The organism is Paenibacillus sp. P32E, from assembly GCF_001909085.1.
In the GTDB taxonomy this organism is placed as follows: Bacteria; Bacillota; Bacilli; order Paenibacillales; family Paenibacillaceae; genus Paenibacillus_AQ; species Paenibacillus_AQ helianthi.
The window spans coordinates 28,845-43,154 of record NZ_LVYY01000001.1 but is presented as its reverse complement, the minus strand read 5'-3'; the positions used below and the strand labels follow the sequence as shown (position 1 = coordinate 43,154).

At 51.1% G+C, this 14,310-nt stretch carries 10 protein-coding genes and 1 pseudogene; all 11 read right to left on the bottom strand.

The window, feature by feature from the left end:
• Positions 1-7: 7 nt before the first annotated feature.
• On the bottom strand, positions 8-988 hold the full coding sequence (locus tag A3848_RS00170; protein WP_371916068.1) for an alpha/beta hydrolase: 981 nt from the start codon (positions 986-988) through the stop codon (positions 8-10).
• Between the two features lie 284 nt (positions 989-1,272).
• The gene (locus tag A3848_RS00165; protein ID WP_074082818.1) at positions 1,273-2,640 is read right to left on the bottom strand and encodes a sensor histidine kinase; all 1,368 of its coding nucleotides are present in this window, start codon (positions 2,638-2,640) and stop codon (positions 1,273-1,275) included.
• On the bottom strand, positions 2,637-3,311 hold the full coding sequence (locus A3848_RS00160; protein ID WP_074083309.1) for a response regulator transcription factor: 675 nt from the start codon (positions 3,309-3,311) through the stop codon (positions 2,637-2,639). Before A3848_RS00160 ends, A3848_RS00165 begins: the two co-directional genes overlap by 4 nt.
• Positions 3,312-3,349: 38 nt before the next feature.
• Positions 3,350-4,225: a radical SAM/SPASM domain-containing protein gene (locus A3848_RS00155; RefSeq protein ID WP_074082816.1), complete on the bottom strand. Its 876-nt coding sequence runs from the start codon at positions 4,223-4,225 to the stop codon at positions 3,350-3,352.
• A 38-nt stretch (positions 4,226-4,263) separates the two neighbouring features.
• Positions 4,264-5,250, bottom strand: coding sequence for a Gfo/Idh/MocA family protein (locus tag A3848_RS00150; RefSeq protein WP_074082814.1), 987 nt, complete (start codon positions 5,248-5,250; stop codon positions 4,264-4,266).
• Between the two features lie 261 nt (positions 5,251-5,511).
• On the bottom strand, positions 5,512-6,900 hold the full coding sequence (thrC, locus tag A3848_RS00145; protein ID WP_074082811.1) for a threonine synthase: 1,389 nt from the start codon (positions 6,898-6,900) through the stop codon (positions 5,512-5,514).
• Between the two features lie 178 nt (positions 6,901-7,078).
• Positions 7,079-7,573, bottom strand: a complete 495-nt coding sequence (locus A3848_RS00140; RefSeq protein ID WP_074082809.1) for a CYTH domain-containing protein — start codon at positions 7,571-7,573, stop codon at positions 7,079-7,081.
• Positions 7,574-7,659: 86 nt separating this feature from the next.
• On the bottom strand, positions 7,660-8,211 hold the full coding sequence (locus A3848_RS00135; protein ID WP_074082807.1) for a hypothetical protein: 552 nt from the start codon (positions 8,209-8,211) through the stop codon (positions 7,660-7,662).
• 183 nt (positions 8,212-8,394) lie between these two features.
• Positions 8,395-8,487 (bottom strand): annotated as a pseudogene (locus A3848_RS32745) (ABC transporter permease); the annotation flags it as partial.
• Positions 8,488-9,257: 770 nt separating this feature from the next.
• Positions 9,258-11,411 carry an alpha-galactosidase gene (locus tag A3848_RS00130; protein WP_074082805.1) on the bottom strand — a complete coding sequence of 718 codons (2,154 nt, stop codon included), beginning with the start codon at positions 11,409-11,411 and terminating at the stop codon, positions 9,258-9,260.
• Positions 11,412-11,453: 42 nt separating this feature from the next.
• On the bottom strand, positions 11,454-13,994 hold the full coding sequence (locus A3848_RS00125; protein WP_074082803.1) for a glycoside hydrolase family 2 protein: 2,541 nt from the start codon (positions 13,992-13,994) through the stop codon (positions 11,454-11,456).
• Positions 13,995-14,310: the final 316 nt, after the last annotated feature.

Sequence of the window (14,310 nt, the reverse complement as noted above, 5' to 3'; positions counted from 1 at the left end):
CAATCTCTTATTTGGACTCCTTCATAAATTCCCTGAAGTCCTGAACGATTTCTTTGGATTGGGTATGGTGCAGATAATGTTCCCCTTCGAGTGTGATCATTTTTCCATGTACAGAATCTTTGATTTGCCCTTCATGCAGGGAGATCCATCCTTCAACGTCTGTATTATTCGCTTGTACAAAAAGAAGAAGGGGAAGATTCTTAGGGAATGCCAAAGCTTTCGCTGCATTAAAATTAGAAGAAATATGTTCCATTTCATTCATCACAGTAGCATTATTCGAGTGTATATTCGAAATCAGTCTCATTTGTTCTTTCGTTTGATCATCAAATGGCAGTCTGGCATAAGGGTCACCGCTTATTTTCTGCACCAGTCTCATGAGACCCGATTTGTCGAGAAATTCGAACGTTTTTACCGGTAATTCCTTATCCATACCACCTTGCGTGGGAACACTGCTGTCGATCCCGACAAATGCATTCACTTCGTCTGGATATTTGTTCACATAATCCAGCCCGTAAATGCCCGCAATGGAATGCCCCATCAGCGTATAACGCTCAATATGAAGCTGCTGCAAAGCTTCATGAATCTCACTTACAATATTCTCTGTGGTTCGTTCTTTATCCGTTCCATCACTTAATCCATATCCAAACGGCTCAATCACAACTACCTTGTAGAAGGGTGACAGCTCATCTACCAGCAGCTTAAAATCAAGTGCCGGCGCTGCTGTCCCATAACCGGGCAGCAGTACCACGGTATCTTCACCTTTGCCTTGAATCAATACATTCATCTTTTTCCCGTCTACAGGGACTAACTGGCCATAGGACTGGATCCTACCTTGCTCCGACTTGTTGCTGATCAGATTGACTATAAAAACAATGGCTAAAAAAAGGGCTATTGCGATAATTAATCCTGCTAATGATTTCAGCATAATCCTAAGCGTTTTTTTCATTCTCGTATCCTTCCCCGTTTTCGCTGCCTCTCTTTGTTTCACTCGTATCTTCTCCTGTCCTCATCGGTGATTCCGGTTGTCTTAACGATCCGTTAAGGTAAGCTTAACCAACGAAGATGTACTCCCCGTGACGACAATATGAACGGAGTATGAACAAACAAGTAGAAACGGCTTCGCCGTCCTTTTTTAAGGACGGCACCGTTTCAGCGAGAAATAGAAGGATAATTTATAGCGCGAAGCATATAAATTTTTGTATTTCAAAAAAAGCTACGGCGTCGCAAGCACAGGGGCTTGAGGATCATGCCGTAACCTGGAAAATGCACCTGCTAATCAGCCTTCGTTGTGATCGGCAAGGTGACAATAAGGGTTGTTCCCCGGCCGGGCTCACTCTCCACCCGGATGTCACCTTGATGCAGCGACACAATCTGTTTAACGATGGCAAGTCCCATACCGCTGCCACTATACTTACGGCTGTGGGAGCGATCGGCCTTAAAGAACCGTTCGAATATACGCTTCTGGTCCTCGGGGGAAATACCGATACCGTTGTCGGATATCTGGACGATCACATGGTTAACCTCTTGCCTGATGCTAACATCAATAACGCCTCCATCCATGGAGAATTTGATGCTATTGCCGATCAGGTTCGTCCATACCTGGTTTAATTGATCATAATCGGCCATTAGTCGAACGGCCTTCAAATCAAGCTCGAAACGGATGTTGCGGGCGAGCCATTGCGGCTGGATCGCGACGATGACCCGTCTGATCTGTTCATCAAGGCTGAACGTGGTGAGCTGCAGCTGCTGTGATTGCGATTCAAGCAAACTCAGTTTTAGCAGGTTATCGCTCATCTTGGACATCCGGTCTGCTTCAGCGATGATAATATCGAGATAACGGCTCCGGTCGTTTTCTGTGATGCCCGCTTGCTTGAGCGCCAGAGCATAACCGGATATCGAGGTGAGCGGCGATTGAACTTCATGCGATACGTTCGATACGAATTCCCTGCGCATCTGCTCAAGCTGCTGCAGATCATACATCATTTCTTCGAAGCTGCGTGCCAAGGTACCGAGTTCACCCTTTTGCTTAATATTCAGCTTAATGCTGAAATCTCCAGCTGCTATGCGGCGGGTCGCTTTTGTCAGTTTTTTGATCGGACTGATTAGGAACATCGCGGCCACCAGAATCAATAAGCTTCCTGCAACCAACGAATAGGTCAAAAAGTTTATAATCCATTTGATGAGAAAAGATGAGGACGAGGAAGGACGCTGCTCTAAAAACATCGCTTTTGTTCCCATTTCCGTTTTTAACGGCAGTCCTAAGAGGATCGGATTAATCCCATTCGTCTTGCCTTGAAAAACCTTACCGGCAAGCACTTCCTTTATTTGTTCCGCAGTCACAGAGATTGGATCATGTTCCTTAAGTACTCCCAAAGATTGCAGCTGCCCCTTCCCATCATAGATTCGGACATAATAGGAATTGAGCTGTTTCATACCACTTACGAACGAGTCTGCTTCACGCATAGGTAAAATCTCGTAAATCCTGGCAATGTCCTGACCAAAATCACGTAAGGTGATTTGCAGGTTTTCGTTCAATTGATCTTTAAATATCCAAGTTGCCACAAAAAAAGCAATGACCGTGCCCCCGATTACAGACACTAGAAACGTCAGGACAACGCGTATATATAAGGATCTGATCATTCGTAAACCTCAAGCCGGTAGCCCAGCCCGCGGACCGTCTCGATACGGAATTCGGGTGTCGCCGCGAACCGTTCGCGCAGACGTTTAATGTGTACGTCTATCGTTCGGTCATCTCCAGCGTAATCAATCCCCCAGATTTGATCGATCAACTGCTCGCGTGTATAGACCTGTCCGGGTGTGCCGGCAAGCTTATACAGCAATTCGAACTCCTTGAGCGGTAATGTGAGCGGCTCCGTCCCTCTCATCACCTTGTAGGTCTGCCGGTCAAGGATAACGTTGCCGATCTGGATCGTATGCGTGGAGCCAACCCGGTACCGTTTGAGCAATGCCCTGACACGGGCGGTCAACTCCAGCGGATCGAATGGTTTCGTCATATAATCGTCCGTCCCCAGTTCGAACCCTTTCACTTTCTCCCATGTTTCGCCTCTTGCAGACAGCATCAGTAATGGGAGATCGGGATTGGCTCTTCTGAGCTCCTTGCATAACGTCCAGCCATCCATAATCGGCATCATAATATCGAGCACAACCAGATCGATATTCGTCGAGGCGTAGACGGTTAGTGCTTCCTTGCCGTCCGCAGCTTCGGCCGTTGTAAATCCGTCGTTGCGCAGAAATAAACAAACGAGTTCGCGAATGTTCGCATCGTCGTCCGCTACCAGTACAGTAGGCATCCGTTCCCTCTTTTCCAGTTCAAGCTTGCCTTCCCTTGCTACGTTCCAAACCGCTGTCTGTACCCGCATTTGCGGCACAGCTCTTCTACCGCTTCCCGGCGGGAGAAGCCGTAGAACAGATTGTTCGCACGTTCGCCCTCAACAATCTCGGAGAACGGCTTCTCATGGATATTGCCGAGGTTAATCACACCCTCGCCATCCAGACAGCACGGTACCACCGTGCCGTCGACCAGCACCGCCGCCTGGCTGCGCAGCGCGTGGCAGAAGCCTTTGCCGTCATCCTCCGGCTCGTGTAAGGCCGGCCATCTGAACTCGTGATCCTGGTTCAGATACACGCGCGGGGCAATTTTCACCCCGCTGCCGGGCACCACCTTTTCTTCAATCTTGAAGTCCAGATTGAAGGCTTCCTCCAGCAGCGCCAGCGTCTCGCGGTTGCGGCTTTTCTCCAGATTTGTCCGGTTGTCCTCGGTCAGATTCCACAGCCGGAAGGAGATGATGACTCCCTGGGCTGATGCCTCCCGTACAAAGGAAATAATCTCTGACACGTACCCCTCGCGGTTCTCCGAGCCCGCATGGCCGTCGAAGCTGTGCAGGGAGAAGTTCATCTGCCGCAGCGCCGGCTTGCCGAGGATTTTGGGCCCCGCTTTATGAATCAGCGTTCCGTTGGTCGTAATGTTGACCTTGAACCCTTTGGCGTGGGCAGCATCAAGCAGCTCGCCGATTTTCGGATGCAGCAGCGGCTCGCCTTTGACATGCAGATAGATGTGATTGCTGTGCGGCTTGATCTCGTCGAGAATGGTATTAAAGGTATCCAGCTTCATGAAGTTTTTCTGCCGTTCGGTAGGCGGACAGAAGCTGCAGGCGAGGTTGCAGACGCTTGTAATCTCGATGTAGACCTTTTTAAAAGTTTTCAAGTTCCGCTCCCCATTTCAATATTCATCCGATGCTTCGGCTACAGGTCCGAGGCATAGCGGAGGCCGATCTGTGCTCTGGCTTCCTCCATCACCTCGGAGACCGCCAGAGAATTAGCGTGGCTGTTCACGCTGCTCTCGCGCTGACCATTCTTGATCAGACTGATAAATTCCTCAACCTCATAATACATCGGCTCAAATACCTGCGGAAGGGTAAGCTCTTCGACCGTACCGTCGCGGTAGTAGATTTTGACCTGATACGGCTGGTTGATCTTGTCGATGACCATCGTACCGTTCTCACCTTGAATCTCGGCAGGCAGATAAGAGTCGGCAATCTTGGAATGCATGACCACAGCATCCATATCGGGATAACGCATGACAATGCTGCCTTCACCGTCCACTCCCGAAGAGAGCATCAGGCCAACAGACTTCACGGTTTCCGGTTTGCCGAACAGCGCTACCATTGGATACAGACAATAGATGCCCAGATCCATTAGTGAACCGTTAGAATAGACCGGATTGAAGGCATTCAGCACCTTTCCCTGGCGGTAAGCATCATATCTCGAGGAGTATTGACAATAGCTGGCGAAATAACGGCGCACTTGGCCCAGCTTGTACAGGTTGTCTTTGATCACGCCGAAGTTCGGCATATAGGTAGACTTCATCGCTTCCAGGAACAGCACATCGTTGCGGTGTGCCGCTTCAATGACTGCACGCAGCTCCGCGCTATTGGAGGCTGCAGGCTTTTCACAGATCACATGCATCCCGTGGTTCAGACAGATGAGCGACTGCTCCGCATGCATCGAATTGGGGCTGGCAATGTATACTGCGTCCACTTCCCCGCTAGTCACCATTTCCTCAAGGTTGGTATAGATCGAAGCGCCCGCGTATTTAGCGGCAAAATCGCGCCCCTTCTCCTCAGTACGTGAATATACGGCAGTGAGAAGAAATTCCTCGTTCTCAAGACCTGCTTGAATGAAGCGGTCTGTAATCCAGTTGGTGCCTACGACTCCAAATCGAATAGTCATGAATGATCCCGTCCTTTGATTAATATAAGAGCCGTTTAGGCTGGTTATATGGATTCTCTTCCTGCTATTTTCTCATTCCGGAATAGCGATGTCTACTTTTCAGGGGGAATTTCCGACAAATTCCGCAAACTTATGGTTGTGAAAAAAATCACCAGCCGATCACATGACAAAACCCTGTCCTTTTCAGGAACAGGGCTATATGCCATAAGTTAAATTCAAGCGGCCCGCAAGAGGATGTCCGGCAGCGCTGCTCGTTCCATTCTATTCGTAAAACTTCACCAGCTGACGCACAATCTCCGCTTTGTCATGCTCTACCACGGTCATAAACTGCGGCATGGAGAACAGTGCAGAGATGGGAGCAGGGAATTCCTGCTTGATGCCGGTCAGGGCAATCGCCTCGTCGAACTTGGCCGGATGTGCCGTGGCGAAAGTAATATTCGTCTCGTCCGGACCGCTGAACGCTTCGTAGGCTGCAATGCCGCAGGCTGTATGCGGGTCCAGCAGATAGCCGTATTCCTGCTCATATTTGCCGATCGTATCCAGACACTGCTGATTTTTGACCCCCAGCGCAGAGAAATCCTGCTGCACCTGCTCAAAGGCTGCACCATCCACCGTAATCTTTCCTTCCGCCTGCAGCTGAGCCATGTACGCAGACAGCTTCACCGCATCCTCATCCAAGAGGTAATACAGATAACGTTCAAAATTGCTCGCTACCTGGATGTCCATTGACGGGCTGTAGGTTCCTGTGAAGCTGCCTGGTTTGTATTCGCCGGTCAGCACAAACCGTTCGAGAATGTTGTTCTCGTTGGTGGCGATGATCAGCTTGTGGATCGGCAGACCCATTTTTTGGGCCAGATAGCCTGAAAAAATATTGCCGAAGTTGCCCGAAGGCACACTGATGCTGATCTTCTTCTCATCGCTGCCCTCAATCTGCAGATAGGCATAGAAGTAATAGACCGTCTGCGCCAGAATGCGCACGAAGTTAATCGAGTTGATCGCCCGCAGGTGGTAGCGGCCCTTGAAATCCAGATCAGCGAACAGCTCCTTGATCACCTTCTGGCAGTCATCAAAGTTGCCTTCAACCGACAGATTCAGCACATTGCTGTCATCCACTGTCGTCATTTGCAGTTCCTGCACCTTGCTGACCTTGCCGTGCGGATGAAGGATACAGATCTTGATCCCTTCTTTGCCGCGCACGCCCTGAATCGCCGCCGCACCCGTATCCCCCGAGGTTGCACCGAGAATATGGATAATTTCCCCTCGCACCTTGGCAATGTAGGAATATAGTTCACCCATGAACTGCAGTGCCACATCTTTGAAAGCAAAGGTAGGTCCATGGAACAGCTCGAGCACGTACAAGGAATCATTCACTTGGTGCAGTGGCGTCACTTCCGGCGCGCGGAAATTGCCATAGCTGGTGTAGACCATTTCTTTGAGATCATTATAGGGAATTTCATCATTGGTATAGTAAGAGAAAATTTCAAGGAACAGCTCCTGGAAGCTCAGGCTTCTCCATTCTTCCAGCTTCTCGGGGGAGATCACCGGAATCTGAAAAGGCACCATCAGCCCGCCGTCATCCGCCAGCCCCATCAGAACCGTATCAATAAAGCCCTTAGCCTTCACATTGCCTCTTGTGCTTATATACTCCATACCTCTCTCATCCTCCTGAACCCCTCTTTAGTTATCCTTCATACAGCTGGTCTATAAGTTCACGTTCTATGTGCTGAACCAGCCTTAAGCTCACTCTATATTAACACGTTTACGCGTTAAAGTCCGTTACTTCTGTGTCAACTTTTGTGTGAAAATCTGTAGCGCCCGCTGCCGGGTGTCATTGGTTCTGCAGCTCTTTCCAGACGGTCTTGTTGCTATACTTCTTCTCGACGCTTACATCCAGGCCGAACCATTCCGGGGCCACAAAACTCTCCGCTTCCTCCAGGGAATCAAATTCAACCTCCAGTACCGCAAGCTCAAGCTGGGTATACAGGTCAATCTCCACTGTCGTGCCGTTCCAAATGCCGGTAATCCGCGTCTTGACCAGCGGTACGGCTTTGACCGCTTCGATCATCTGGGTATACAAACCTTCCGAAATGTTATATTCAATCTCCTGGCGGCTGATGCCCTTGCCATCCTTGAAGGTGTGTGTGTACGTAATTTCACCCGAATACAGGTCGGTGATCTTGCGCACTCTCAGCTCCTGCCCGTCCTCTATCGCAAGGTACGTCTGGTCAATACTGTGCCGGGTAACCACCTGGACCTGACCATCCTGAATCAGCCGCTCCGGATACTCCGGCAGCAGAAATTTGCGTTCAATCTCCATAGCCATGCTGTCTCGCTCCTCTGTTCGTTTCACATTTATATTATTAATCATCATAGGTGCGGGTCATCTGCAAGTCAATGGAATCCGCAAACTCAGTCGAACAGGCGGTCGATAGACTGTATGTCATAATGATTGATGATTTTAAATGACCCGCTGCTATACTTGTCGTTCCTGTTCGAGTCATTGATGTAGATATATTTTTGGTCATCCAATGTGATTCCAAATCTTGGATGACCGTCTACAAAGATGCTTATCCAGTAGTTTCTGGTGAAATCGTGCGAACCGTAAGAGCTCATCAATTTCACGTCAGCAAAAGCATTCATAATACTTGCGATTTCCGCCGGATCAGTCACAGTGACCGTAACTTCATCTGTAGTTTCCGGCAAGGACCGGATGACTTCAATAGAGCTTATATCCTCCAGATCAATGCGGCTGGACACCCGGCTCTCGAACGAAGTGAAGGACTGCACGATCGTCCCTACCCAGAATACAGCAATCCCGAGCAGGAACACAGTCAGGAAAATTTGCGTCAGGGTTGGCTTCTTCCACTTCCCCAAATGTTTCTGCCCCCTCAGCTTCTCTGTATTTTCTACCTCGTTCACCTGATCCATCCCCGTCACCAGCAGCGCCTCCCCCGAAATCATGCAATGCTTCCATTATATACAATAAGGCTTGCACACAAAAATTTTTGGCTGAAACGTATTTGCTTGAAGGAGAGTAAGTTTGCTTTTACAACAGGACTGCAAGATTAATGGCGTGAAGAATTAGCACCTTATGTGTAGCAAGAAGGGTACCCCCTACCGAATACCCTCGTTAAGCTCAATTTACTGGTTCCTTCCGCCGAGCAGCGCCGGTGTAGTGTACGCCGTCAGACTGCCGACGAAAACCAGAATACCGCTTATAATCAGACTTCGTATGGTATCCAGAGTCGCCTGATCCAGCGAGACGTTAACCATTACAATCCGATGATGTCCATCAGCACACATTCCCTTCCGGTCAGCCCGGCGCTTAAAATCACGGACCATGACCTGATCGATATAGGCGCAAGCCGCGTAGTGCCGCTGTTGTTCCCGCTTGGGGAAGAGTAGCCGGCGTTTCAGGCGAGCTCGTTCTATCGAGTCTGTTCCAGACTCTTTTCAGCGGTTGAGAGCAAGTTTATGTGGAAAAAGTAAACCTAATCCGTCCGATTCCACTCCCGACAGAAGTACAAGTGGAAAAAGTAAACCTCATTTGCCCGTTTCGCACTCTATCAGGCGAATTCGCTCAGATTAAGTCTACTAATTCCCACTATCCGCGCTATGAAGCACTTTTGAGCAGATTTAAGTATACTTTTTCCACTTCCCCTTTCCTTTACTTTAATTTCCTTTTCTTTAATTTATTTCATCCCCTTTTATTTCCTTTACTTTTATTTCATCTACCGTTATCTCCTTTCCCTTTCCCCTCACTTTCCCCCTTAAATTAAATTCCATTAAATTCACTTAAATTTACTTAAATTAAATTCCATTGAATTCACTTACATTATTTCACGGTAAATGCCTGTAATCATGCGCCCTCGACCTGCAACCTCCTCCTACTGAACAACTACATGCCTTGCCCGCAAGGGAGTACAGTCTTTCCGCCTTCTTCTCCCTATGCAAAAAAATAGGGGAAGCCAAGTCTCCCTGGCCTCCCCCTATTCCTGCAAAGCGGTTTACCCCTCAGCCAGCAGCCGGAAGCATCCGCTCACAAAGTCCCGCTGGATCTCCGGCAGCGCCAGACCCGCCTGCATCAAGCGGTCGCCGCCGTAGACTTCCCCGCTGTCCGCGAGCCGGTAGTCCAGCTCCGGGTTCAGCCCGCTGAGCAGCAGGCTCCGGCGCGGCGGGTGCGGTTCAGCCAGCACCCGGAAATAGTAGACCAGCGCCTCGCACTGGTCGTCCGAGACGAACATCCAGGCCGTTTCGTTCCCCTCGAACGGGCTCTGCAGCCGGTACAGATTGCCCTGCTGGACCAGGCTGCGAATCCCCTTATAATTCGCGACCTGCACCTTCACCAGTTCCTTCTCTTCCGGAGTAAACTTCGTCAGATCCAGCTCATAGCCGAAGTTGCCGGACATGGCGACATCTCCCCGGAAGGACAATGGAGTGATCCGTCCCACCTGATGATTCGGCACTGCGGAGACGTGTGCCCCCATGGAGCTAACCGGATAGACGAGGCTCGTACCGTACTGAATCTTCAAGCGCTCCACGGCATCCGTATCATCGCTGGTCCAGGTCTGCGGCATATAGTAGAGCATACCCGGATCGAAACGCCCGCCGCCGCTGCAACAGCTCTCGAACAGAATATGCGGAAATGCTGAAGTCAGACGTTCCAGCAGCTCGTACAATCCTAACACATACCGGTGCGCGGTTTCGCCCTGACGCTCGGGCGGCAACTGCGCCGAGCCGATCTCTGTCAGACAACGGTTCATATCCCATTTGATATAAGCCACTGGGACGCTGGAGAAGATGCGGCTGAGGGATTCAAAAATATATTCCCGTACCTCTTCTCTGGTGTAGTCCAGTACCAGCTGCCACCGGAGTTCACTGCGGCGGCGGCCCGGAACATGCAGACACCAGTCGGGATGACTGCGGTAAAGGTCGCTGTCCGGCGAGATCATCTCCGGCTCCACCCACAGGCCGAACTTCAGCCCATGGCCGTTCACCCGGGCGGCAAGATCGGACAGGCCGCCCGGCAGCTTACGCAGATCCTCCACCCAGTCGCCAAGTGAGGAGTTGTCCGCATCGCGCTTGCCGAACCAGCCGTCGTCCAGCACGAACAGCTCGATGCCGAGCTTCGCGCCTTCAGCGGCGATAGCCTCCAGCTTATCGGTATTGAAGTCAAAGTATGTCGCTTCCCAGTTGTTCACCAGGATCGGCCGTTCTTTATCCCTATACTCTCCTCTGCTGAGCCGTGTCCGGTATAGTCTGTGATAGGTTCTAGACATTTCGCCAAGCCCCTGTCCCGAATAGACCATTACCGCTTCCGGTGTCTGAAAGCTCTCCCCCGCCTCAAGCCGCCAGGAGAAGTCAAAGGAATTCACTCCCATTGTGAGCCGGGTCATTCCGAAGGAATCCACCTCTGCCACGGCTTCAAAGCCCCCGCTATACACCAGTGAGAATCCATATACCTCTCCCTGGCGCTCATCCGTGCCACGCTTCGCCAATGCGGCAAAAGGGTTGTGCTGGTGGCTGCTCATCCCCCGGCGGCTCTCGATCGAAGTACTTCCCTGCTCCAGCTGCCTGCGGGTGAGACGACCTTCCCGCGACCAGGCGCCGGACAGGTAGATCATGTCCATATCCCCTGCCGGGAAATCGACGGAAGTACTCAGTGCCCGCAGCAATTGCAGCGGAGCCTGACCGTCATTCACAAATTCGGCGGATCGTGCAATGACATCCATTTCTTGATATACGGAATAACGCAGGACAACATTCAGCTTGGCATAATCGTCGCGGAGAATAAGCTCCAGAGTATCCGCTTCCTCCTCGGACTCCACATACACCGCAGGAAGTCCCGCAAGCTTCGGCTTGCCCGCCAGCACCCGGTAACCGCTGTAGCGCAGCTCCGTAACCCGGGTCCCATCCTCAAGCTTGGCCTGATAAGCCGGAACACGGAAATCCCCCGTACCGTACTGCGGGTATTCCTGCGGCAGGCGGTCAAGCGAGCCACCGGTCACCAGCGGGTGCAAGCCTTCCAGATTACTGCCGTGGCGCAGCTTTTCACCCCAGTACACATGCGCCGGATAGCCGTTGACCAGCTCGATGATGTAACTCATGCCCTTGCTCTGCAGGTGGAATATCCCCTTGTCTTCCTGTACCCAAATCGCCATGGTCCTTATTCCTTCTCTCTTGTAGGTTTCAACCCAAAGACTCTATTCCACGTAATCCGCCATCGAGCGAATCTCAAGACCCTTCGGAGCAGCCGGCACGAAGTCCGCTTCCCCGCTGCCGCGCAGGAAGAATTCCACAGTCTTCGTCTCCCCTGGAAGCAGGTCAAAGAAGTTATCCGAGAAGATTCCTTCCTCTTCCGTAGTCAGATACACCCCTCTCGCCAGCACATTACTGGTTACCTTGAAGCTGAGTCCGCTGCTGCCGGGAACCTCTGTCACCGTAAGGTGCGGCAGGGTCAGCGCAATTTCTTTGGCGGACACGAAGTAATGGTGCTTATGCTCCAGCAGCCGGCCTTCAGCCAGCAAAGACGCAGTGAACAGAACACGGTCAGACTCGCGGCCCTCCAGCAATCCGTCAAGTCCTGCCATAAATACGACGTCTGTAGTGTCCGCTGCCAGGGTCACCGGCTGTGACCATTCCTGCAGCACAGCGCCGCTGAAGTCATGCAGCCGGACCTGTAGTTCGCCTTCAAACGCTTCCTGACGGTCAGAAACGGCATGCACCTTCAGGGTATGCCCGTCCGAGCCGTCAATGGAGAGCAGAAGATCTTTATAGCTATTACGCGCTGTGTATTGCAGCGCCTTCCAGCGGCCGTAGTAATCCATGCTCGCCCAGGAGGCCACCGGCCAGCAATCGTTCATCTGCCAATACAGCGTACCCATGCAGTAGGGTTTGTTTCTCCGGTGGCTCTCAATAGCCATCCGCATGGCCTCTGCCTGAAGAATCTGGCTCATATAGAGGAAACTGCTGAAATCCTTCGGCTGCGGAAGATAGATATCCATGTACTCCTTAATTAGAAGGTTGCCGCGCCCGTTCTTCTGATGCGCGAGCATCACTTCAGATTCCAGCGCCATATCGCGATCTTCCGCATAACTAAGCACCGATTTCAGCTCAGGGAAAGACTGGAAGCCGTATTCACTCATGAAGCGGCCAACCTTAACGTTGTAGTTCTCAAAAGGCTCGCTTCCATGCCATACCCCCCAGTAGTGCACATCCCCTTCACCAGCAATCCGCGTGGCATGCTGATTCAGGTCATGGGTAAGGTCCCGCATCGGTGAAGATGCCCAGTAATCCACATCCGGGTGACAGGCGGCTACAGCCTCCGGCAAGATGCGATGGAATACTGCTTCATAATCCTTCCACAGCTTCTCACGGATCTCCGGACTGTACTTTTCCTTCCAGCCCCAGCCCATATTGTCTTCATAGTGCGACCACGCCGAATCCATCTCATTATTGCCGCACCACAAAGCGATGCACGGATGGTTGCGCAATCTCCGCACGTTATAGACAGCCTCTTCGCGCACATTCTCCAGGAATGGCTCATCACCAGGGTACATGCTGCACGCAAACATGAAATCCTGCCAGACCAGCAGCCCGAACTCATCACACAGCCGGTAAAAAACTTCCTCTTCATAGATCCCGCCGCCCCATACCCGCAGCATGTTCATATTGGAGGCTGCTGCCGAGGCGATCTCATGACGATAACGCTCCTCGGTAACTTCCGTGGAAAAACTGTCATTTGGAATATGATTGGCACCCTTGGCAAAAACCCGCACACCATTCAGTTCGAAATAAAAGGAAGCCCCACGGTCATCCGGCTTCCGGACCAGCTTGATCTCCCGAAGTCCGGTAGTAACATCAGTCTGCGCCACGGCCTTCCCTTCCTGGAGCAGCTCTGCCCGAAATACAGTCAACTCAGGTGCCCCAAGACCATTACACCACCATAGACGGGGCTGATCCAGGACAACTTCCAGCTCCAATGTCTGCTTGCCCGGCTGTACCGCAGCGGATTTCATCCATTCCTGACCGCCGCTGCTGATCCGCAGCAGACCGTTCCATCCGGACGGGGCATCCACTTCCACAAGCACAGTCACCCGGGCCTCTTCCCGGTTCACCGCATTTTGCCGGATATATACATCTGTAATAGCAACGGTATCCCTGCCTTCCAGCACAGCCTCACGCCAGATGCCGCTGGTCAGGAATCTTGGCCCCCAGTCCCAGCCGTAATGATACGGCGCTTTGCGGGCAAATACGCTGATCTGCTGTCCCCCAAGTCCGCCAAGCTCGGATTGGTCATTGGGTGCCGGCAGCGCATAACCCAGCTGTTCCAGCTTCGGCAGATCTTCATTCACTACGGAACGGAATCTCACGCGAATCTCATTTTGCCCGGTCTGCAGCAGCCCCTTCACATCCACAGTCCAGGCCCGGAACATATTGTCTGCTGAGAGCGCATGCACATCATTTACATAGACATCCGCATACGTGTCGAGTCCTTTGAAGACCAACTCAGTACAAGCATGCTGCTGCCATTTCTCTTCCAGTTGCAGGACCGTCCGGTATTCCCAGTCTTTCTTATCGATCCATTGCAGGTCATGCTCGTTCTTTCCATAAAAGGGCTGTGGGATTCGTTCATTGCGGAGCAGATCAGTATGCACCGTTCCAGGTACAGCTGCCGGCAGCCATTCCTCTTCATCACATGCTCTAAATTGCCAGTTGTCCAATTTCAGTTGTATGTGCTTCATTAGAACCTCCTAAAAGTTTTGTGAGCATAGACATCCTGTAATCACATCGTACAAAACTCGCTACGGAAGCATGGGCTTAAGTGTTGTGAGCCTAAGCTCCTTGGGTCTGCATCATACCAGACTCACTTGGAAAACATACGTCCTAAAGTATTGTAAGCATGCGCTTTCATGAATAATGTTCATTTCCATTGTATTTTGTTATCCTATTGTTAGCAACAAACTAATTATATTCATTTAAACAGAATAAATAAAGACAATAAATAATAATTCAATCCATTTCTCAATCCGAAATTTATCGTTATAATAACTAATGTAA

Bases quoted from the DNA above. Each gene is read 5' to 3' on its own strand.
- A3848_RS00165 (WP_074082818.1), bottom strand. From the start codon at position 2,640: ATGATCAGATCCTTATATATACGCGTTGTCCTGACGTTTCTAGTGTCT.
- A3848_RS00140 (WP_074082809.1), bottom strand. From the start codon at position 7,573: ATGGCTATGGAGATTGAACGCAAATTTCTGCTGCCGGAGTATCCGGAG.
- A3848_RS00125 (WP_074082803.1), bottom strand. From the start codon at position 13,994: ATGAAGCACATACAACTGAAATTGGACAACTGGCAATTTAGAGCATGT.
- A3848_RS00150 (WP_074082814.1), bottom strand. From the start codon at position 5,250: ATGACTATTCGATTTGGAGTCGTAGGCACCAACTGGATTACAGACCGC.
- thrC (WP_074082811.1), bottom strand. From the start codon at position 6,900: ATGGAGTATATAAGCACAAGAGGCAATGTGAAGGCTAAGGGCTTTATT.
- A3848_RS00135 (WP_074082807.1), bottom strand. From the start codon at position 8,211: ATGATTTCGGGGGAGGCGCTGCTGGTGACGGGGATGGATCAGGTGAAC.
- A3848_RS00160 (WP_074083309.1), bottom strand. From the start codon at position 3,311: ATGCCTACTGTACTGGTAGCGGACGACGATGCGAACATTCGCGAACTC.
- A3848_RS00130 (WP_074082805.1), bottom strand. From the start codon at position 11,411: ATGGCGATTTGGGTACAGGAAGACAAGGGGATATTCCACCTGCAGAGC.